Here is a 22,801-nt window from a genome sequence, read left to right as displayed (position 1 = left end):
TAACACTCACACAGGTAAAGTCAACAATCGAAAATGCCAATAGTGAGGTGGGCGGCTCGGTACTTGAAATGGCAGAAGCTGAATACATGGTGCGCAGTCGCGGCTTTTTAACCGATTTAGCTGCATTTAAAGCCATTCCCCTTGGCATCATTAACGATGATGGAAGCCCATTATTACTTGAACATGTTGCAACTATTCGTTTAGGCCCGCAGATGCGCCGAGGCATTGCTGAATTAAATGGTGAAGGTGAAGTTGTTGGTGGCATTGTGGTGATGCGAGATGGCGAAAATGCGCTAACAACCATTGCCAATGTAAAAGCGAAAATTGCCCAAATTACACCGAGCTTGCCTGAAGGTGTTGAGATTGTAACGGTTTACGATCGCTCAAACTTAATTGAACGTTCGGTTGAAAATTTACAGTCCAAACTGATGGAAGAAATGATTGTGGTTGCCTTGGTGTGCTTAGTGTTTTTAATGCATGCACGCTCAACGCTAGTAGCTGTGATTTGTTTACCATTAGCGGTATTAGCGGGCTTTATTTTAATGCGCTTAATGGGCATTAATGCCAATATTATGAGCTTAGGGGGCATTGCAATCGCAATAGGTGCCTTAGTTGATGCTGCCATTGTGATGGTAGAAAACTGTCATAAACACCTTGAGCATTATCGGGCTGAAACTGGCGAAAACGCTAAGGGAAAAGCACATTGGCAGTTAGTAAGTAAAGCGGCTGTGGAAGTAGGGCCTGCGCTTTTCTTCTCGCTTATTTTAATCACAGTGAGCTTTATGCCGGTGTTTGCTCTTGAAGCACAAGAAGGCAAACTATTTAGTCCGCTTGCCTATACTAAAACCTTTGTGATGGCGGCTGCGGCACTATTAAGCGTGACGTTAGTGCCTGTGTTAATGGGGTATTTAGTACGTGGTAATATTCCAGATGAGCAAAATAACTACCTTACTCGCGCATTAGTAGCAATATACCGCCCGATTTTAGACCTGTGCTTAAAAGTACCTAAATTTACGCTGTTGGTTGCTATTGTGATTGCGGCATCAGGTTATTACCCGCTTTCTAAATTAGGCAGTGAGTTTATGCCTGAGCTGGAAGAGGGAGACTTACTCTATATGCCAACCACGCTGCCGGGAGTTTCCATCGCAGAAGCGGGTGAAATTCTGCAACAAACCGACCGCTTAATTAAAACTCAACCCGAGGTACTTAGCGTATTTGGTAAAGTAGGCCGCGCAGAAACCGCAACCGATCCTGCGCCGCTAACCATGCTTGAAACCACCATTCAGTTAAAACCAAAGAGTGAGTGGCGCGAAGGAGTCACCCTTGAAACCATTATTGCTGAGTTGCAAGCAAGTGTTAATTTTCCGGGGCTTGCCAATGCCTGGGTGCAACCGATTAAAACCCGAATTGATATGTTATCAACTGGTGTTAAAACTCCAGTTGGCATTCAAATCTCGGGCGATGATTTAGCGCAAATTGAGCAAATAGGTCGTGATGTGGAGCGCATTTTAGCGGATGTTCCGGGTACCTTATCGGCATATGCTGAGCGGGCGCAGTCAGGACGTTATATTGATATTTCGCCAAGACGCAAAGACGCAGCAAAATATGGTTTGAATATTGCGGACATCCAAACGTTAGTAAAATATGCATTAGGTGGTGCGAGTATTGGGCAGTCGGTGCAGGGCAAAGAACGCTTTCCAATTAATTTGCGCTACCCACGCCGTTATCGTGATCAAATTGAAGAGTTAAAAACATTACCATTTTTATCACCAACGGGGGCGTGGGTCACGCTAGAGCAGGTCGCTGATATTGAAATTAAAGATGGCCCAGCGATGATTAAAAGCGAAAATGGCCGTTTTATTGCGTGGACATTTGTCGATTTAGCGCCAGATACGGTTATTGGTGATTATATTGCGGCTGCCAAAGTGGCACTGGATAATGAGTTAGTGTTGCCTGCCAAGCACAGCATTCGTTTTTCAGGCCAGTATGAGTATATGGAGCGGGTTACCAGTAAATTGGAATTGCTGATCCCAATTACCTTGGCGATTATTTTTATCATTCTTTACCTTGCGTTTAACTCATCACTGCAGGCAACGTTAGTGATGTTAACACTGCCGGTGGCACTGGCTGGGTCGTTGTGGTTTGTTTACTTGCTGGATTATCAGTTATCTGTTGCGGTTGCGGTAGGTATGATTGCCCTCGCTGGGGTTGCGGCTGAATTTGGTGTCGTGATGCTGATTTATCTCAATCAGGCGTTAAAGCAACATAAGGATATTTTAACTGCCGTTAAACAGGGCTCGGTTCAACGGGTACGCCCTAAAGCGATGACGGTACTGACTATCGTAATTGGTTTAACACCGATTATGTTAGGTGGCGGCACAGGCAGTGAAGTGATGCAAAAAATTGCAGCGCCAATGCTGGGGGGGATGGTGATAAGCCCACTGGTTAGTATGTTGGTATTACCTTGTGCTTATTACCTGTTGTATCGCAATAAAAAATAAACACTTCCCAACATAAAGTAAAAAAGCGCCAATTGGCGCTTTTTTTAAGTCAATAGACCTAATAGTTTTACCTTCTACGAATTGCTAACAGCGACATCAGGAATAATAAGTAAACGGGTAAACTACCGCTGGATGAACTTGATTTTTCAGGCTCTGGTGACGCAACTGGTGCGACAACGGTAATGGATAATTTATCACTGCTGCTGGAGCCATGTTCATCGGTTGCTGTAAATGAAACTACGGCACTTCCAGCTTCACTAGTGGCAGAAACGCTAGGCGTTAAGCTATCTGTATTGCTAATATTAATTGTAACACCAGAGACAAATTGCCACTGATAAGTCAGTTGCTCAGTGCGATCATCGCTAGCAGTTGCAGCATTTAATACCGTTGATGCATTTGTTGCCAGTTCAATATCGTTACCTGCATAAACCTCAGGCGCGCTGTTGCTGTCATCATCTGAAATGGTGATTTCAATCTGTTGATTGCTTAACAAACTGTCATCATTATTAGTGAGTTTGATAATAAAGCGTTCAGCATCTTCAATTTTTTGATCGTCTGTAATGCTAAATGCAATGGTTTTATTGGCAGTGTCGCCCTTAGCCCAAGTTACAGTGCCATTTTCAAGAGCAATATCGTCGCTGCTCGCTGTTAGGTATTCAACTTGGTAGTCAAAGGTAATTTGGCCGCGACTGCCACCCATGCGGCTTAATTCAATATTTACGTCACCCGTTTTTTCAGAGAAGGTGCGGCTTGTTTGAACAAAACCAACTTTGCCTTGGCTGGCAAGGCCATTAATGGTGACTTTCATAATTCGGTTATCACCGATTTCAAGATTGCTCGATGCGTTGTGGAGGCGTATATAAAAGTCTTTAAGTAAGGTCTCTCCATTATCTTTAAGTGCCATACCAATAACTTTTGGGGTAGTATCGTTTTCATCCCATTTTAATGTCTGAGTGTTATTATGAAGTAACATATCGCTTTCAAGTTGTGCGCTGCCATTTATAACCTCAAACTCAATGGTTGCTTCTTCGCTTAGTGCCGTCGGTTTGTTGATAGCAATACGCAGTTCGTCACCGCGTTCTGCAATTAAATCAGTGCTTTCAAATCCAGCATTCGCACTGTTATTGCGAGAGTTGTCTTTAACAATGTATAAGCCACTATTGATATCGCTGATTAAGATATTGCCTGAAGGTAAGTAAGGGTAAGTGCCCCATGCACCATTGAACGATGGATTATCTGAGGATGGGAAAGTATCAAAATAACCGGCTTCTTGCGGGTTGATTGGATCGCTAATATCTAAAATGGTTAAACCACGCTCGTAATTAGACATGTAATAACGGTTGCCTTTAACAAAGCCGTTGTGGTCTATGGTGCGGTTATTACTGGTCCATTTACCAACAATCGTTGGTTGTGTTAAATCTGCTAAATCAAGAATGCGAACTGTGGTATTTAAACCGCCTTTATTTTCATCAAACTCATCATGCACATACACGTAGCGTTTGTTTTCGTGCCACCATCCTGAATGAATATATTGACTGCTACTATCAACATCGTCATAGCCTACTTGTCCTAGACGTTCAGTATTGGCTGCTTGAGTGGCATCCCAAATGCGAATTTCATTTTCGTTAAAATCGATAAATACATCACACACACCGCTACTGGCATTAACGCAATCTCGCGTAGCACGGGTGTCGTTTATTGACATGCTGGTGGCGTCATGGGTGTAGTTTGCGCGTGATGTTGAACCAATATCAAAGCTTTTGCTGGGATTGTTGGGCGTTGTTAAATCATAGGTAGTAAACGAGCCGCCATATTTGTTTGAACCAACAATTTGCATTTTTGCAGATTGGCCGTTGAGTGGTAGATTCAAACTGTAATCGACACCGTTAATATACACATTGTGCGCGCTATTGACTGTGAAGTTTGTGCCAGCAAGCGATACAGATGTAGGTAAATTGTTTAAATTAATAATCTGCACGCCAGTGTTTGCTTCAGCTGTAACATAGGCATAGGCTTGATAAGCATTAAGAGAGTGGTCGTAGTATTGCAGTACTTTAATATCGCGCCATGTCGTGTTGCTACCTGACACATGCCCGACCAATGTTGGGTTAGTCGGGTCTGATAAGTTGTAGACGCGAATACCATCGGAGAACCCCATAATGGCGTATTCAATGCCATTGTTCAAATCAACATGACCCCAAATATCATTACCAGAAGTGAAGTTTGGTAATGGCACATGCGCGACTAAATCAACGTTGTTACATGCGAATGAGCCGGCGCGGCCATTTTCACATGCGGTGCTGCTTTGCTGTTCAAATAGTGCTTGGTGGCGTGCCAGTTTTTGTTTTAATTGCCTAGAAATCGTTAAGCTTTTTGTATCTGCAATGACGTTAAAGCCTGCTTTTTGTAGTGTCTCATGCAGTGCAATTGGTGCGCCAACGATTTGTGTTTTGTTGATATCGGGGTTCTGTACTTGAAAATGGTCAAAGCGATTAAAACCGCCAAAAACGGGCACGAGTTCGCTTTGTAAGTAAAAAAGTTCAGACTCATCATTAAGCTCATATTGGCCACTGGCCACCAGCACTTTGTCCCCTTTACTGGCTTGCGATACTGCATAGGCAATGGATTTACATGGCCTTACTGGGTTGTTGCAATTCCCTTTGTCCATGCCATTGGTGGCAACAAAACGTGCTTTGTCATGTTCGGTGTGGGCTAATGCACTGAGGCTAGTGATGCTACTTGCCAAAGCAAGTGTTAAAAGTGTAAGTTTCTGCGAGTTCATAATTTTGATAACATCCTGTACCTGTTTGTATTGCAGTGTAACTAATCGATTTAGAGAGTAAACCACCTTGCTACGGTCATTTTGTATACTTTTGTTAATGAGTTTTTTATTTGCATGTCAAAAGCCATCTACGACTAAAATTGAATTTGTTGTTAAACAACATGGCGTTCAACAGGCGTGTGATGAGCGGCAAAATTTAATGTGGTTTGTCTCTGAATTTCAGTCGGATAATACGCTTTCAATTAGTCCAAGTAAGTTCTCTTCAGAAAGTGTGGCCTTAATTGGTGCAAACTGTGAGAAAAGTAGTTGGCAAGTTGAGCTTATGGCAGATGATTTAGATGGAAAAAAGTTATCATTTTCGATGGCGGTTCCGTTTAATGAAAATCACCTTAATCCACTTACTGCGACATCACCACTTAACACTAGTGAAATGTTTTGGAGTTGGCAGTTAGGCCATAAGTTTTTCCGCTTTGATGGCGACGATGGGTTTTCTTTCCATTTAGGCAGTACTGGTTGTAAAAGCGTATCGCGTTTACGTGCACCGTCTGCACCGTGTGCTTACCCGAACCGTTATCAGTTTGAACTAGCGCAATTCGATGCGCATAAATCAATTATTTTAGACCTAGATCGTTTGTTTAAACAAGTTGGAGGTTCACGTTCGTGTATGAGTGAACACAACAATCCAACGTGTCAGCAATTGTTTGCCAACTTAACAACTAAGATATTTCATCAGGAATAATATGCGTCGTTTTTTACTGTTGTTGGCACTATTACTTGTGGGTTGTAGCGAGCCAAGTAAGCCATATAAATGGCAATTACCTGATGGTTTTCCCGAACCGCAAGTACCTTCAACGAACCCCATGAGTGATGCCAAAGTTGAACTTGGTCGACACTTATTTTATGACAAAAACTTGTCAGCAAATGGATTGCAAAGTTGCGCGACATGCCATCAGCAAGATAGAGCATTTGCCGAAATGATCCCAACTTCGATTGGTTCGACAGGTGAGCTACATCATCGCAATGCTCAGGCCTTAGTGAATGTTGCTTACAATAAAACACTGACTTGGGCTCACTCTGAAATGACTGAGCTCGAACAGCAAATTTTGCTCCCGTTATTTGGTGAGACACCGCTCGAAATGGGAGTAACAGGGTATGAAGACGTGGTGTTAGCACGTTTTAATACACCAGAGTACAATTCATTATTTGAGCGTGCTTTTGGCACACAAGATGCTAGTTTTGATCACATTGTCAAAGCGCTTGCTAGTTTTACCCGCAGTTTGATTTCGTTTCAAAGCCGTTTTGATCAATATGCTTACGCCATGCAGGATGACGCACTGACAGCAAGTGAAATTCGCGGTATGGATTTGTTTTTTTCTGAGCGTTTAGAGTGCCACCATTGCCACGGTGGTTTTAACTTCACGCAATCAACGACCCACCAAAAACAGCAATTAGACCGTCACCCGTTTCATAATACAGGCCTTTATAATATTGATGGAAAAGGGGCTTTTCCGTTACGCGATCAAGGATTATTTGCGATTACTGAAACGCCACAAGATATGGGCAAATTTAGAGCGCCAACATTGCGTAATATCGCCTTAACAGCCCCTTATATGCACGATGGTAGTTTACAAACTCTAGAGCAAGTAATTGATTTTTATGCAGATGCTGGCCGAAATGTTACAACGGGCAAGTATCGCGGTGATGGCCGTGAAAACCCATATAAAAGTGCATTTATTAAAGGATTTCAGTTATCTGAACAAGAAAAACAAGACTTAGTAGCATTTTTACATACTTTAACTGACGAAAATTTTATTAAAAACAAAGCATTTAGTAATCCTTTCAAATAATAATCGCGCACTCCAGTAGGCTTTATATTGATTTTAATATTTTCAAGGGTATATTGTATGCAAAAGTTTATTTCGATATAGAAAGCTAAATATGAACACAAATGCGTTTGCTAATTGGCAACCAAGCAAAGCAATGCAACAAATTACCACACTAGAAATGCACACAGGTGGTGAGCCGTTACGCATTATTACATCGGGATTTCCTACTTTAAAAGGCGACACCATTTTAGCAAAACGTCAGGATTGTTTAGCTAATCATGATGATTTACGAAAAGGCTTGATGTTTGAACCGCGCGGTCATGCAGATATGTATGGCGCATTGATTGTTGAGCCCGAGCGCGATACCAGTGACTTGGGTGTGTTGTTTTTACATAACGAAGGTTACAGCACCATGTGTGGCCATGCCATTATTGCGTTATCTAAAGCGGCAATTGAAGCAGGTGTGATAAATAAAAAAGAAGGCGTTAATCAAATTAATTTTGATGTGCCTTGTGGTCAAATTCGCTCATCGGTAACCGTAAATAATGGTGAAATTAGTGATATTCGCTTTTTAAATGTGCCTTCATTCTTAGCGCTAAAAGCACAGCAAATAGAAGTTGAAGGTATAGGAACTGTGACCTTTGACTTGGCTTACGGTGGAGCGTTTTATGCCTATGTTGATGCGGATGCTATTGGTTTGTCTCTTAAGCAAGATAACAGCAATCAAATTATTGATTGGGGCAAGCGTATTAAACAGGCGGTGATTGCCAACACTGACATTAACCACCCTTTTGAAGCTGATTTAAGCTTCTTGTACGGCACTATTTTTGTTTCGCATAGCCAAATGGAACACCCAGATTCGCATAGCCGCAATGTGTGTATTTTTGCTGAAGGTGAGTTAGATCGCAGCCCTACAGGCTCGGGTGTAGCGGGGCGAGCAGCAATTCACTTTGCTAAAAACGAAATTGAAGCACAGCAAGAAATAGTGATTGAAAGTATTTTAGGCTCACAGTTCAGCGTTAAGGTAGTTGATACACTAGAATATGGTGATTACATGGCGGTGATCCCAGAAGTGAGTGGGAACGCTAATGTGGTGGGTAAAAACACCTTTTATTTTGACCCGAGCGATCCATTAAACACAGGATTTATTTTCCGATGAGTACCCCATTTTTATCACGCCAAGCAACGTTTCGCAGTTTATTAACAAGTTTGCAGCTCGATAGCGCTTTGATTTTTGGCTACGAGAATATTCGCTATTTATCTGGTTTTAGCGGCCATGCCGCGTATTTAGTGATTAATCAAAATAGTGGTTATTTAGTCACTGACTACCGTTACGCAGAGCAAGCCACAAATGAAAGCCAAGGCTTTGAAGTCATTTGTCGCGATCGTGATAACGAAACCTTAGGCCACTGCTTTAATCGCCTTATCGACAAAAGCGCTAAGCTCGGTTTTGAAGCTGATCATATTAATGTTGGGGCTTGGCAAGCGATAAATGCAGTGTTGTCAGTTGCACAATTAACACCAATACAAGGTGTTGTTGAACGTATGCGCTCTGTAAAAGATGATTGGGAAGTGAAGCAAATTGAGCTTGCAGCAGCGATTGCCGACCAAGCACTTAACGAAACCTTGCCTTACTTTAAAACCGGAACTAGTGAGCGCGATATTGCACTTGAGCTTGAATATCGCATGCAGAAGCTTGGCTCAAATGGCATGAGCTTTGACACTATTTTGTTGTTTGGCGAACGTGCTTCTTTACCACATGGTATGCCGGGTGATCGCAAGCTCGCAGTTGGTGATTTTATTACCCTTGATTTTGGCGCAGTAATTAATGGTTATCGCTCAGATATGACGCGCAGTTATATTTATGGCGAAGCCAGTGAAAAACAACAATTGGTTTATCAAACTGTCGCAGATGCACAGGCTGCAGCTATGGCTGAAGTGGTTGCAGGTGCTGCTGCAACCAATGCCTTGAAAGCAAGTCATCGAGTTATTGAAAATGCGGGCTTTGCTGAGTATGCAGGCGAAGGATTAGGTCATGGCGTGGGATTATTTTTACATGAATTTCCAATTATAAAACCTAACTGTGATTACCATCTTGAAGCCGGTAATGTCATTACGATTGAACCAGGAATTTATATTCCAAACTTTGGTGGTGTACGCTTAGAGGATGATATTTTGGTTTCTGAAAATGGCTATAAGTTACTGACTCATGCTCCTAAGCAAATGATTTTACCTGAAAGAGGTTAAGTGGATACGCCATGAAAATAATTGAAAAAGAACAGGTGTTATCTAGCCTCTCGTTTGATGCCTTAATAAATGCACTTAATACTAGTTTTGCAGGCAACTTTTTAATGCCACAGCGACAAGTGTTTGAACTGCAGCCGGGTGATCCTTCTCATAATGCATTTGCCGTTTTACCTGCGTGGGATGAAGAAGTGATTGGGGTGAAATCCTTTACTTATTTCCCGCAAAATGGCGAGGCGGGTTTTGAATCCTTATATTCAAAAATTATGTTGTTTGACCGAGCGCATGGTGTACCGCTTGCGCTGGTGGATGGCACCAGTGTGACGCTTTGGCGTACCGCTGCGGTTTCAGCACTGGCGGCACGTTATTTAGCACGTGAAGATGCTGAACATTTAGTGTTTTTTGGTAGCGGTAACCTTGCCAGTTATATGATTAAAGCGCATTTGTCAGTTCGCAATTACCGTAAAGTGACCATTATTGGCCGTAATCGCGATAAGGTAGGTAGCTTGATTAGCCAGTTACAAAGCGAATTTAGTCACGTTGCATTTGTTGCTGGGCAAGCCGATAAAGAGACGATTGCAAACGCCTGTACAATTAGTTGTGCGACAGGTTCACCTGAGCCTCTATTTGATGGCAGCAGGGTCAGGGCTGGTACGCATATTGACCTAATCGGTAACCACCACAAACATTGCCGAGAGTGTGATACGCAAACGGTAACGCAAAGTGAGGTGTACGTGGATGGCCTAACAAACGTGTTAAATGAAGCGGGGGAGTTGTTAATTCCGATTGCTGAAGGAGCGTTTAGCCAACAGCAAATAAAAGGTGAATTAGCCGATTTATGTGCTAAACGCGTTTCAGGCAGACAGCAAGAAAACAGTATCACATTATTTAAATCGGTAGGTACGGCACTTAGCGATCTTGTGGCTGCTAACCTCGTTTATAAGTTATCTAACTAAGTTGGGAATGGGCATGAAATTAGAGCTGTTATTAGTTGGCGGGTTAATATTACTTTGGGGCTTGGAGCCTTGGGGATATTATTTTTTGTGCCGTCAACGAAAACGCTCTTGGCGTGCTTGCGCTATTGAAAAAGCCACATTAGTTGGCTTACAAGATTTGATGCCATTTTATAGCTTTAAAGATAAACAAATGATGCTGCAATATTGTTTTGAACAAGAAAAATACAGTGTTATTTTGGAGTATGATAAAAGTTGTTTAAATGCGCTTAATGAGAATCAAACAGTGTATTTGTTTGTTGACCCAACTAACCCGGAAAAAGCATTTTTATACCGTATGCCTAATCGCATAATTGCTTATTTATTTCCATTACTTGGCTTTCTTTTATTTACACTAGCTCTCACCTAGAATTAGGAAAATGACTTCCTTTTATTAATAATTCAATGCGGCATTTATGGCTAACAAATAGCTTAACTCTTATCGTAACTTTATTGTTTTCGATTAAGCTGATGGCAGCTGATCTTGAAATGGTGGTCACTGAACATTTTCCACCCTATCAGGTAAAAGCGGGTGATAAGTTAGACGGTGTGGCGGTTGAAATCGTTAATGCATTACTTAAGCGCGAAAGTATAGATGCACAGCATCTTATTCTTCCTTGGTCGCGTGCCTATCATATTGCGACCCAGCAAAAAAATGTGATGATTTATTCCATTCGTCGCACGCAAAAACGTGAAGACGATTTCCTCTGGGTTGGGCCAATTTTTCCTGCAAACTCGTTGTTACAAAGTAAAAGTTCACTGTATTTATGGCAGTTAAAATCATTTAAACAAAAGAAAGTTAGCACAAATACTATGCGTAACTTAACTCTTGTTGTCGCAAGAGATGATTATTTGATGGATGAGATTGTTACAAGATATCAATGGCCTACTAAAAATGTGATGCAGGTACGCACCTGGCCTGAGGCAATAACAGCACTGAAAGAGCAGCGCGTAGATGTCATTGTGCTGCAAAAGAATAATTTAATCGCGCTGAGTAAGTTTTTGGCGTTTGATATGTCAGAGTTTGAACCTGCTGTAGATTTAGGGCGAGTACCGTTATTGCATATCGCCCTTAGCAAGCATTCAAACCCCATTTTATTAAAACGATTACAACAAGCTTTAAATGATCTGCATAACTCACAAGAGTACGTATTAATTGAGCAAAAGTGGCGATCATCTTTTACTTCTGAACAGTAAAGTAACTATTCATATAATTTCTTTTTAATTATTGTGGTATTCATTTTTTATAATAACTATAAGTCTTGATGGCTGGGATCACGCAATAAAACTCTTATACTGATTTGTGAACTATTAACAAATATCTGACGCTACTCTCACAGATGCTACAGTTAATCAGGTATTTAACGTCACCAAGAGGGCCTTATTGTGCTTCAAGAATATCGCTTACATATTGAACAACGCGCTGCACAAGGTATCGTACCTAAGCCATTAGACGCGCAACAAACTGCAGATCTAATTGAATTAATTAAAAATCCACCTGCAGGCGAAGAAGGATTTATTTTAGACCTATTAGTAAACCGTGTACCACCAGGTGTTGATGACGCGGCATACGTAAAAGCGGGTTTCTTAGCAGCTGTTGCTAAAGATGAAGCAAGCTCGCCATTGGTGTCAAAAGAATACGCAGCAGAATTACTTGGCACTATGCTAGGTGGTTACAACATCGCACCTATGATTGAACTACTTGACGACGAAGCGCTTGCGCCGATCGTTGCTAAGGGTTTATCACATACATTACTAATGTTTGATGCGTTCTACGATGTAGCAGAAAAAGCGCAAGCGGGTAATAAATACGCACAACAAGTAATTGAATCTTGGGCAAATGCTGAGTGGTTCACTGACAAGCCAGCAGTCGCTGAAAAAATCTCTGTTACTGTATTTAAAGTAACAGGCGAAACCAACACTGACGATTTATCACCAGCGCCAGACGCATGGTCACGTCCAGATATCCCATTACATGCGCTAGCAATGCTTAAAAACGAACGTGAGGGTATTTATCCCGAAAAAGCAGGCGAAATTGGTCCAATTTCGCAACTTGAAGAGTTAAAAGCTAAAGGCTTACCACTTGCGTACGTAGGTGATGTTGTGGGTACGGGTTCTTCTCGTAAATCAGCGACTAACTCTGTGCTTTGGTTTATGGGCGATGACATTCCATTCGTGCCTAACAAGCGTGTTGGTGGTGTATGTTTAGGTGGTAAAATTGCACCAATTTTCTTCAATACCATGGAAGATTCTGGCGCGTTACCAATTGAACTACCCGTTGACGAATTAAATATGGGTGATCAAGTTGATATTTACCCATACCAAGGTGTTGTTAAGCGTCATGGTACTGACGAAGTAATTTCTACGTTTGAGCTTAAATCTGACGTGATCCTTGATGAAGTGCAAGCGGGCGGTCGTATTCCTCTGATCATTGGTCGTGGTTTAACTGACAAAGCACGTACATCACTTGGTTTAGCGCAAGAAACAATTTTCCGTAAGCCTGCAGCACTTGTTGATTCAGGTAAAGGTTTTACCCTTGCACAGAAAATGGTTGGTAAAGCATGTGGCGTAGCAGGTGTTCGCCCTGGCCAATACTGTGAGCCGAAAATGACTACGGTTGGTTCGCAAGATACCACAGGTCCAATGACGCGTGACGAATTAAAAGACTTAGCGTGTTTAGGTTTCTCTGCCGATTTAACAATGCAGTCATTCTGTCATACTTCAGCGTATCCTAAGCCAATTGACGTTAACACACACCACACACTTCCTGATTTCATCATGAACCGTGGCGGTGTTTCACTACGTCCAGGTGACGGTGTTATCCACTCTTGGTTAAACCGTATGTTACTGCCAGATACAGTAGGTACAGGCGGTGACTCGCATACACGTTTCCCACTGGGTATTTCTTTCCCTGCGGGTTCAGGTGCAGTAGCGTTTGCTGCAGCAACAGGTGTTATGCCATTAGATATGCCTGAGTCAATTCTTGTTCGCTTCAAAGGCGATATGCAGCCAGGTATCACATTACGTGACCTAGTACACGCAATCCCTTACTATGCAATTAAGCAAGGTTTATTAACTGTTGAGAAGAAAGGCAAGATCAACGAATTCTCTGGTCGTGTCTTAGAAATCGAAGGTGTTGAGCACTTAACCGTTGAGCAAGCGTTTGAACTTTCTGACGCATCAGCTGAGCGTTCAGCTGCAGGTTGTACAGTTAAACTGTCACAAGCATCAATCGAAGAGTACTTAAACTCTAACATCGTAATGCTTAAGTGGATGATCTCTGAAGGTTACGGTGATGTACGCACTATTGAGCGTCGTATCACTAAGATGCAAGAGTGGTTAGCTAACCCTGAATTAATGACTGCAGATGCTGATGCTGAATATGCACACATCATTGAAATTGATTTAGCAGACATTAAAGAACCAATTCTGTGTGCGCCAAACGATCCAGATGACGCGCGTTTACTTTCTGACGTGCAAGGTGAAGAAATCAACGAAGTATTCATTGGTTCTTGTATGACAAACATCGGCCACTTCCGTGCAGCTGGTAAGTTACTTGATAACTTCAAAGGTCAGCTTCCAACACGTATGTGGATTGCACCACCAACGAAAATGGACCGCGACCAGTTAACTGACGAAGGTTACTATGGTATTTACGGCCGTGTAGGTGCGCGTATTGAAACGCCAGGATGTTCACTGTGTATGGGTAACCAAGCACGTGTTGCTGATAAAGCAATGGTTGTTTCTACTTCTACACGTAACTTCCCTAACCGTTTAGGTACAGGTGCAAACGTATTCTTAGCATCAGCTGAACTTGCTGCAGTTGCAGCAATCATTGGTAAATTACCAACGCCAGCTGAGTATCAAGAGTACGCAGAGAAGATTAACGCAACGGCTGCTGATACGTACCGTTACTTAAACTTCCACAAAATGCCCCAGTACACTAAAAAGGCTGACACTGTAATTATTCAGCAAGCTGTTTAGAAGCTTGGCAGTGTAGATAGGATAGTTTAACAAGCCGATGCTATTTAGCATTGGCTTTTTTCGTTTTAAGATAAATTCACTCTTTAAATCTGGGATTTTATTATTAGCTGTGATGTAATATTTTCAATAATTGTTTAATAATAATCCAATCGTTATTTTTCGTTAGGTACTTTCAAAACGTGAGGCAAGGAAGTGTATTTTAGAGTATTGCTATTTGTGTTCAGCACACTGATGATGTTGGGCTGTGTGGGTGAGGGTGAAACAAGTAAATCAGTCAGTGAAGATGCAGCAGAAACTCCTGTTCCAGTAGGTAGTGGCGGTGGAGTAATTCGCTTTGATGAAACTGGTATCTTAGATTTAGATGCTGGTGCGGTGCCTGATAATTTGACGCTTTCTGTTATTGTGGGTGATTCTCATGCTTTTCCTGATGCTCAAAACTCCCTTTCGAAAGTCTATACCATCACGCCAATCGAAACTGCTTTGTTTGATAAAGCCGATCTGACAATTCAGTTACCAAATGATTATCAAGCGCAGCAGCAATATGTATTAGCTAGACTTGTTAATAATACTTGGGTGCCAAACTTTAATTCACGTATAGATGGTAACTTTATAACCGCAGAAATTTATCATTTGGGAATTTATGGCATTCGAAGATTGCCAAATGTTTCCGCGTTTAAATCCATTGGTCCAGCATGCGATACCGCTGCTGTACAACAAACTATTCGTTTTGTGCATGTAGCAGATCTGCACTCTCGCTTCGGTTACAAAGAACGCTTATACAGTCGTTTAAAATCATTACATTTAACCTCTCTAGCAGATAACCCATACACTGTTTTTACCAACGGCGGTGATGATTACGAAAAAGGTAATGTAGCTGAACAAGTGTCAATGGGACGTGCCTCATCACTGGCAACGCAAGCTATGGAGTTTGATGTGCGAGTGGTGGGAAATCATGACTACGCTTGGGGTGAAGACGAATTATTAGCGTATGCGCAAGATGAAAACGCACTGGTACTCGCGTCAAACACCCAATATGTTGGTGAAAAAGCACCAGGATTTCCTACGCATAAATTTGGCATTATTGATGTCGGTTGTGTCAAAGTCGGCTTTTTAGGTATGACCTCTGGTCCATGGAATGAGCTTGATAAAGAATACAAAGAACGCCCACTACCTGATTTTATTGATAACTTTGTGATGGATTATGAATTTACCGAAGTCGCTGAAGGCTTAGTACGCTTTTATGGTGAACAGGTTGACTACCTTGTAATGGTAAGTCATTTAGGTTGGGTGGATGATCGCATTGCGCAAAATGTACCTGAGATTAATCTAATTCTTGGCGGACATAGTCATGATAAACCGCAAATTCATAGGTATAACGACAATAAATCGATTGTGATTGAGCCTGATATTTACGGTATGGGCGCAACAGTGATCGATATTGAGTTTAACTTATTCGATAAAACGTCACGCCCGGTGCGTTTTGAAAATGATGAAATTCAGATTGATACTATGGATATCAATACATTTCATGAGCCGCTTGATAAGAAAATTGCAGAGATTGTTAAAACTTATTTAGAAGACCCAGACTATAAAGTGGCAATTTCTGAAAATTATCCTGATCGCAATGGTATTGAAAAGGTGCTCGCAGATGCGTTGATCTTTACGCACAAGGTAGATGCGGTATTTTTAGGCGCTTATGATTTAGCAGACCCATTTAGTTTGTATCCATGGCAAGCAGGTGGAGTTACGCAGCAAGAATTGCACGATGCGTTTCCGGTAGAGCGCCAACCATCGAATACGTTAGGTTTTAATGCGGTTTACTCCGTTGAGGTTTCAGGCGCTGAACTGGAAGCCATGATTGGCCAGCAGCCACAGTGGCAATATTTTGGTGAGCAACAATTTAATGCAGAAAACTCTTATACCGTTGCGCTTTACAAAGGTGCAGCATTAAATCCAACGCTATTTTTCAACGATATTAGTTTTGAAAACCCTACTGAGCTGAATGATAGTTGGCGAGTGATTGAAGAATACGGCCGTTATCGCACTAGTCAGTGCTTGCATTTAGATACGGATACTCAATTAAATGCCTGTAAAGAAGATGAGTTTATAACTCTGTGGCAGTTTGATAATAGTGAAGACCCGTTTTTAGCAGACTATGGCCCATCGACCATGAAGTTGTTTAATCCTGATCGCAAAAGTTATAGCGATAAGGTGGTTTTTGAAAAAATATCAAAACTTGAAGAAACACTTCCAAGTCTCGATGGTTTTGATGCAACTGTTATGAAATTTCCGCGTTTTAAAATAAACGAAGGCTTAAAAGTGCGTCATAACGTCGATGCCAATGGTGACTTTGCCGACCAAGGGTTAGTGTCGGATTATTCATTGGTAATGGACATATTATGGCCGACTGGAAGTGTGGCGAAGTACCGTCCGCTATTACAAACATCCCTAAACTATGAAAGCGAAATCGAAGATGAAAAAAAGGCAGAAATTCGCTTTGAGTCAATAGTAGGAGAACGCACAACAGGTGGCGTAGGCTTTGATGGCTTTTGTGGGGAAATGTTACCAGATACTTGGTATAGAATTGCTCTGGTGTTTTATAGCGCCCCATTTGATGGCACCTTTAAAGTTTATATCAATGGCGAATTAGCTTGTGAAAAAACCGGGCGTAATATTACCGAGCGTTTTGCTTTAGGCGACCAATTTTTGTTACTAACCGATGGTACATGGGCTGCCCAACCGGGGTACTTAAACGCCGCACTTTTTGCTGGCCGTAGCTTAAGTGAAACAGAAGTTAAAATGATGGGTGGGCCATCAGCTAAAATGACATTTTCGCAAGAAAAAGCGACAACCAGTGAAACAATTTTGCGACACCAACAAAGTGCACCTGGGCGACCTTACAATCCGTGGCTTGAACAGCGTAATAAATTCTTTAAATAAGCTGATTGCGTTATAAATTGCTTCGATTTATAACGCTTTTTAACAAATCAAATTAGCCGCACAAAGAGCGTTGCGTTAAAGTCTTGGAAATTTATTTTAAAGAAGCATTATGAAAACAAAAATTAGCGCCGTTATTTTATTACTTGTAAGTATTGCATTGCTGATTCCTGGAGTAACACAGCCCGTGTTAACCCTGCAGGGTAATATTGATAAAGCCAAAATAGTGGATGTGGGTATTAACATGCTTGCCGAAGAAGGCGATGGCAATACACGCGGCATGTTACGTATGTTCTCGGGTATGCTTGGCCTTGATAAGTTAGAAGGCGAAGTCGAAGCCTATCGCAAAACCCGTAGTATTGTTGGCACCATTGAAGAACTAGCTAATAACCAAAACCATGTGGTTGCAGTATTAGTTGGGCTATTTGCGGTGATCATTCCATTTTTGAAATTATTGATGCAGCTAATCAGTGTTTTACTTCCAGCAAAGATTAAACTGACACGTTTGCTAAATACGGCAGCTTCTAAGCTTAGTAAGTGGAGTATGACTGACGTATTTGTGATTGCGCTTATTGTTTCTTACTTGGCTGGCAATGCCGATGGGCAAATGGGTGATATGTTAAAAATGAAAGCCGAGCTTGGTATCGGCTTTTGGTATTTTACTGCGTATTGTGTTGTTGCAATTGCCTCTTCTCAGTTTGTAGAGCGCATTCATAAAGCCCGCTAGTAAATTAATTCGGCAGAGTCTTTATCGCCACGAGCATAAAGGCTCTGTTTTATTTCATCTCGAGTTTCGCTTGCCTTATCTTGACTCAGTTTGAAGTTACCAAGGATTTCAGTAATTTCTACTCTAAACACCATTATGTATTTTAACGACTGAGACAGTTCATTCTCATCCACTTGAGAAAGTTGCCACGGCGTTGCCCGTTTATCTTCAAATTGTGCAACGGAATAAGCCATTATCTCGCGCTTTTGTGAGGGCTCAAAAATAGGTTGTGCCGTGCCTTTTGCCTCTAATTTTGCGTAATGCCATGTTGGTAAATAGACTTTTTCTGCATCATTCGGAGAGACATAACAGTCAGCGCCATTAAATAGACATTTTATGTTTAAAGGCTGTTTGGCAAGTAACCTAGCAAGCGGGTTATTTGCCGCCATATGCCCCAATAAGTGCTGTTTTTTATCATCCAGCACTAATGGAATGTGGCAAAGCTCAATGTCGCCTTGCGCGTTTTGATAGATCAAACTTGCCAGTGGTGATTTCTCAATGAGTGCTAACAGACGAGAGTGATCGTTTTCAATATATTGATTGGGTGGGTACATATTATAACTTTGCCTCTAGCAACTGTTTTACATTTGGCCAAATAGTGTGGGTTACACTAAATACTGCGCTATTACGATAGCTACCGTCAATCAGCTTTCTATCTTGCCATGCGATGCCTTCAAATTGTGCGCCTAATCTTTCGATTGCGTTTCGTGATTTTTGATTATTTTCATGGGTTCTCAGTTCTACCCGAGCTGCACCAAGTTGCTCAAATGCGTAACTCAGTAGTAAATATTTTGTATGTGTATTTATATGGCAACGTTGAAATTCAGGGGTAATAAACGTATGGCCAATTTCAAGTTTATCGTGATTAAAATCAAAGGCAAATAAGCGTGTGCTGCCCACCAGTTGATTACTTTTTTTATCAATAATCACTAACGGCAATTGCTTATCAGCATGGTACTGTGCTGTTTCATTAAACCAATGCTCAAGCGTATCTTTATCTTTGCAGTAATTGTTGAGCACATACTGCCAAATTATCGGGTTTTGCCCTGCTTGTAATAAATCATCTAAATGGTGGTGTTGCAGCTTTTGCAAAATGACTTTGTTTGTTTCAAATTGTGTTTGTGTTAATTGTTGCATGGTGACCTCATTCCAAATTTTTCATGCTTAATGAGGTATATTAAAAAAGAATTCTGGTATAACGTTAACAACCAGTTTTTATTATTTATATAGACCAGAAATTTAATGCGCTTACTGACCATTTCATTTAATCCACATGAAAAAAAATACCTCGCGATTGCCGCGAGTATTCGAGAGGCTATTTTATCGGGTCAGTTAAAACCGCAAGACCGACTGCCGGCAAGCAGGGATTTAGCAAATCAGCTTAATGTGAATCGTCATACTATTATGGCGGCCTGCGATGAGTTAGTTGCGCAGGGGTATTTAGAAAGTTTACCGCGTATCGGTTACCAAGTAGTTTCGGTCTTACCGGTAGAAGGCTGTGCGCCAAATGAGTTGACTGACTCTCAGCAGTTTAATTTATCCCACTTATTTAAATCGCCAAAAACGAGTCTTTCTAGTGCTGATTTCAACGTGCGCTTTAATTTTGCTGGTGGATTACCAGATATAACTCAATTTTCAATGAAGGTATTTAAAAGCCATTTAAATACCGCGTTAAAACAGTTAGATCTTGGCAGCTTGCATTACCAAGGTACGCTGGGAAACGCCAAGTTGCGTGAACAAATAAAAAAATACTTAATCAGAGCGCGCGGGCTTTCATCTGGCGAAATATTAATAACCAATGGGTCGCAAGAGGCGCTGTTTATAGTCGCGCAAGCGGTGTTGCAGGGCAGTGAGAATGTGGCGGTTGAGCAACTTAGTTATCCGCCGGCATGTGCTGCGCTTAGCTCAAATGGTGCGAACTTGATTACCATTGAACAAGATGAGTTTGGTATAAAACCTGAAAGCTTAAAGCGTGTATTAGCACATAGCAAAATAAAGCTATTGTATTTAACGCCGTTACATCAGTACCCAACAACAGTGACATTATCGCCACAGCGTCGTAGCCAAATATACCAATTAGCTCAACAGCATGATTTTTTAATTTTAGAAGATGATTACGACCATGAGTTTCATTATCGCTGTTCACCTTTGATGCCTATGGCGGCAAATGATCCTGATGGTCGAGTAATTTATATCTCAACGTTTTCAAAAATTATGTTTGCAGGAGCGCGATTGGGCTATGTTTCAGCTCATCCACAAGTTATTGAATATCTTGCTAATAGTAAAAAAATCATTAACCACAAAACCGAATGTGTATTACAGCAAGCGGTAGCTAATTGGATGAGCGAGGGTGATTTTGAAAGGCATCTTCGCAAAATGACGCAGCTGTATTTAGCGCGAAGAGATCACCTTGTGCAATTGTTAGCAGATTACAAACAAGCAGGTTATCCAATCAATTTTGCTATTCCTGATGGTGGTATGGCAATTTGGCTTGGCTGCAAGCGAGATTTAAACGGTTTTACAGCATTGGCACAAAGCCAAGGTGTTTTCGTTCAATGTCAGCAAGATTTTAATGATGGCTATATCGAGTTTGATCACCAAGGGTTTCAGTATTTAAGATTGGGATTTGCCAGTATGAATGACGAAACTCGCTCTGAAGCGCTGGATTCATTAATGGCATTACTCTTTCCCGCGCTTGCTAGCTAACCACGCTAATGCTTGTTTTCTTGTGTTAAAGCATTTGTGATCTAAGTTAGCTGCAGGGTAAACGTTATCGCACACTTGCTTAGTCATTGATCTGGTATCGCATTGGGCCAGGTTAATAGCAACTGCTTTGGCACTCGATGTTTTCAAAAATTCTATATGAAAATTTTGAGCATCAGGAATTGGTAATGCTTCCCCATAAATATTTAACAATACATCGAAGTCAGTTATATGCTGCTTTCTAACCATATTAATTAACTGTGCATGCAGATGTTCAAAGAATTCCATATTCCATGGTCCAGTAGTATTTATCTCAAGCGTTTTGTTATGCCAACTTAGGCTAACATCACCATGCATTTTAAACTTATCAAACATATAGTGTTTAAATTCAATTTTTAATTTGTTATACCTTTATTCTAGCTGAGAGATGTCAGTAGGAGTAGTTATGGAGAATGCAATTATTGTCACTTCGTGATGTGTAATATAGCAATCATGACACAGGCTGAGTTTATTGGTGTTTATTTAAGAGCGATAAAAGTGATTGGCGAGGGTTAATCCTTTGAATACATTGATGGCTATGTCCATTGCCATCAATGTATTATAAATCGCAGTCTATTCGTTCTAGTGAACTATCAATAGATTTTTTAAATTTCAATTTGCTCCAAATATTCAGCTACTTTGGCATCAATTCCTAGCTGTTCCATGATATGACAACGCATCGCCTCACATGCACTTGCTTCACCATGATTAATAAATATTTGTTTTGGCAAGGCTTTGCCTTGTTGTAACCAAAAGAGAATATCTTGATAATCTCCATGAGCAGAAAGCGAATCAAGATGAAGTATATTCGCTTTTACATCAATGTATTCACCATGAATTTTAATTCTCTCAGCACCATTAATTAAAGCCTCACCACGTGTTCCAGCAGCTTGAAAACCTAAAAATGCGACGGTGTGCTTATCATCTGGTAATAAGCTCTTTAAGTGATGAAGTACACGACCACCACTTGCCATACCACTGGCTGAAACAATAATGCAAGGTAAATGGCGACTATTAAGTAATTCAGATTCTTCTTGGGTTTTTACAAACTCAGTCATGTCATCAATGGCTTGGCACTGTTCCTTGGTTAGTTTGTGGTGCTTGTGCGCTTTTTCATATAAATCAGTTACTTTAATGGCCATTGGACTATTAAGATACACAGGTACATTGGGAATACGCTGCTCTTTTTTGAGTTCAGCGATTAAATGCAAAATTAATTGTGCACGACCCACAGCGAAGGAGGGCATCAAGAAAATACCACCTCGCTTAAAAGTGTCATTTATCGCATCTGCGAGAATTTTTTTTGTGTCGATTTCTGCATGACGCCTATCGCCATAAGTAGCTTCAACAACCAATAAATCACATGGAGCAATCGGCTCAGGCGGGTACATAATCGGATCATCTTGCCGACCTACATCGCCACTGAAAATGAGAGTTTTATTTTTTGCTTTCAGTTCGATACTTGATGCTCCCAATATATGCCCATTGGGTGTTAATTTGATCACAATATTGGGCAACACTTCAGTTTGGTGTTGAAAGTCGAGTGGCACAAAAAGTGATAAGGACTTCTTAGCATCGTTTAAAGTATAAAGCGGCTCAGCTGGAGAGTGTTTTGAAAACTTTTTTTTATTTGCGTACTTAGCATCTTCTTCTTGTAGAAAACCAGCATCGGGTAAGAGCACTTCACAGAGTTTGAGTGTTTCGTGAGTACAGAAAATAGGACCTCTATAACCTTGTTTATATAAAACTGGTATATAACCTGAGTGGTCGATATGTGCATGAGTCAATAACACAGCATCTAATTGTGCTATATCAAAGGGGGGGGATTGCCAGTTACGAGTGCGGTAATTTTTGATACCTTGGTAAAGGCCACAATCAATCAAGATTTTGAGATTATCTATTTCCAGTAGGTGTTTTGAACCTGTAACTGTACTTGCTGCCCCGATAAATGTTAACTTCATGGCAAGCTCCATATTTAGTGTAATTTGCTCTATTTTAGTCAAACTTACGAATAATTATTTGCGAGT

Annotated in this window: 17 protein-coding genes; 12 read left to right on the top strand and 5 right to left on the bottom strand. The window is 41.1% G+C overall.

What is annotated here, in order from left to right:
- Positions 1–2,501 (top strand): efflux RND transporter permease subunit (locus tag ABYD77_RS04315; RefSeq protein ID WP_372767333.1); only part of this gene is annotated, 2,501 nt, incomplete at its 5' end.
- Positions 2,502–2,568: 67 nt separating this feature from the next.
- On the opposite strand, the gene ABYD77_RS04310 is transcribed toward ABYD77_RS04315, so the two are convergent.
- On the bottom strand, positions 2,569–5,283 hold the full coding sequence (locus ABYD77_RS04310; protein ID WP_372767331.1) for a choice-of-anchor B family protein: 2,715 nt from the start codon (positions 5,281–5,283) through the stop codon (positions 2,569–2,571).
- A 97-nt stretch (positions 5,284–5,380) separates the two neighbouring features.
- On the opposite strand from ABYD77_RS04310, the gene ABYD77_RS04305 reads away from it, so the two are divergent.
- The 10 genes from ABYD77_RS04305 to ABYD77_RS04260 all read left to right on the top strand — a co-directional run bounded on the left by ABYD77_RS04305 (position 5,381) and on the right by ABYD77_RS04260 (position 17,993).
- A complete protein-coding gene (locus ABYD77_RS04305; protein WP_372767329.1) occupies positions 5,381–6,022 on the top strand; it encodes an MbnP family protein in 642 nt (213 codons plus the stop codon).
- Between the two features lies 1 nt (position 6,023).
- Complete coding sequence (locus ABYD77_RS04300; protein WP_372767327.1) at positions 6,024–7,130, top strand: MbnH family di-heme enzyme; 1,107 nt, start codon at positions 6,024–6,026, stop codon at positions 7,128–7,130.
- A 91-nt stretch (positions 7,131–7,221) separates the two neighbouring features.
- Positions 7,222–8,268, top strand: coding sequence for a proline racemase family protein (locus ABYD77_RS04295; RefSeq protein WP_372767325.1), 1,047 nt, complete (start codon positions 7,222–7,224; stop codon positions 8,266–8,268).
- Positions 8,265–9,356, top strand: coding sequence for a M24 family metallopeptidase (locus ABYD77_RS04290; protein ID WP_372767323.1), 1,092 nt, complete (start codon positions 8,265–8,267; stop codon positions 9,354–9,356). Before ABYD77_RS04295 ends, ABYD77_RS04290 begins: the two co-directional genes overlap by 4 nt.
- A gap of 11 nt (positions 9,357–9,367) precedes the next feature.
- On the top strand, positions 9,368–10,309 hold the full coding sequence (locus ABYD77_RS04285) for an ornithine cyclodeaminase family protein (RefSeq protein ID WP_372767321.1): 942 nt from the start codon (positions 9,368–9,370) through the stop codon (positions 10,307–10,309).
- A gap of 13 nt (positions 10,310–10,322) precedes the next feature.
- Positions 10,323–10,715, top strand: coding sequence for a hypothetical protein (locus ABYD77_RS04280; RefSeq protein WP_372767319.1), 393 nt, complete (start codon positions 10,323–10,325; stop codon positions 10,713–10,715).
- Between the two features lie 35 nt (positions 10,716–10,750).
- Positions 10,751–11,542: a substrate-binding periplasmic protein gene (locus tag ABYD77_RS04275; RefSeq protein WP_372767317.1), complete on the top strand. Its 792-nt coding sequence runs from the start codon at positions 10,751–10,753 to the stop codon at positions 11,540–11,542.
- Positions 11,543–11,731: 189 nt separating this feature from the next.
- Positions 11,732–14,329 carry a bifunctional aconitate hydratase 2/2-methylisocitrate dehydratase gene (gene acnB / locus ABYD77_RS04270; protein ID WP_372767315.1) on the top strand — a complete coding sequence of 866 codons (2,598 nt, stop codon included), beginning with the start codon at positions 11,732–11,734 and terminating at the stop codon, positions 14,327–14,329.
- A gap of 192 nt (positions 14,330–14,521) precedes the next feature.
- The gene (locus tag ABYD77_RS04265) at positions 14,522–17,269 is read left to right on the top strand and encodes a metallophosphoesterase (protein ID WP_372767313.1); all 2,748 of its coding nucleotides are present in this window, start codon (positions 14,522–14,524) and stop codon (positions 17,267–17,269) included.
- A gap of 109 nt (positions 17,270–17,378) precedes the next feature.
- Complete coding sequence (locus ABYD77_RS04260) at positions 17,379–17,993, top strand: paraquat-inducible protein A (RefSeq protein WP_372767311.1); 615 nt, start codon at positions 17,379–17,381, stop codon at positions 17,991–17,993.
- Here ABYD77_RS04260 and ABYD77_RS04255 read toward each other — a convergent pair.
- Both ABYD77_RS04255 and ABYD77_RS04250 read right to left on the bottom strand, forming a co-directional pair.
- Positions 17,990–18,586 carry an FMN-binding negative transcriptional regulator gene (locus tag ABYD77_RS04255; protein ID WP_372767309.1) on the bottom strand — a complete coding sequence of 199 codons (597 nt, stop codon included), beginning with the start codon at positions 18,584–18,586 and terminating at the stop codon, positions 17,990–17,992. The two genes, ABYD77_RS04260 and ABYD77_RS04255, sit on opposite strands and share 4 nt — an antisense overlap.
- Position 18,587: 1 nt before the next feature.
- Positions 18,588–19,169, bottom strand: a complete 582-nt coding sequence (locus ABYD77_RS04250) for a GNAT family N-acetyltransferase (RefSeq protein ID WP_372767307.1) — start codon at positions 19,167–19,169, stop codon at positions 18,588–18,590.
- Between the two features lie 105 nt (positions 19,170–19,274).
- On the opposite strand from ABYD77_RS04250, the gene ABYD77_RS04245 reads away from it, so the two are divergent.
- Entirely contained in the window at positions 19,275–20,738 is a 1,464-nt protein-coding gene (locus ABYD77_RS04245) for a PLP-dependent aminotransferase family protein (protein ID WP_372767305.1), read from the top strand.
- Here the strand turns inward: ABYD77_RS04245 and ABYD77_RS04240 are convergent.
- Together ABYD77_RS04240 and ABYD77_RS04235 are read right to left on the bottom strand one after the other, a co-directional pair.
- Positions 20,712–21,110, bottom strand: coding sequence for a hypothetical protein (locus tag ABYD77_RS04240; protein WP_372767303.1), 399 nt, complete (start codon positions 21,108–21,110; stop codon positions 20,712–20,714). The two genes, ABYD77_RS04245 and ABYD77_RS04240, sit on opposite strands and share 27 nt — an antisense overlap.
- Before the next feature lie 269 nt (positions 21,111–21,379).
- On the bottom strand, positions 21,380–22,735 hold the full coding sequence (locus ABYD77_RS04235; RefSeq protein WP_372767301.1) for an MBL fold metallo-hydrolase RNA specificity domain-containing protein: 1,356 nt from the start codon (positions 22,733–22,735) through the stop codon (positions 21,380–21,382).
- Positions 22,736–22,801 lie beyond the last annotated feature (66 nt).

The organism is Pseudoalteromonas sp., assembly GCF_041629635.1.
GTDB lineage: Bacteria > Pseudomonadota > Gammaproteobacteria > Enterobacterales > Alteromonadaceae > Pseudoalteromonas.
The sequence above is the reverse complement of the archived record's forward strand: the minus strand, read 5'-3'. Positions and strand labels throughout refer to the sequence as shown.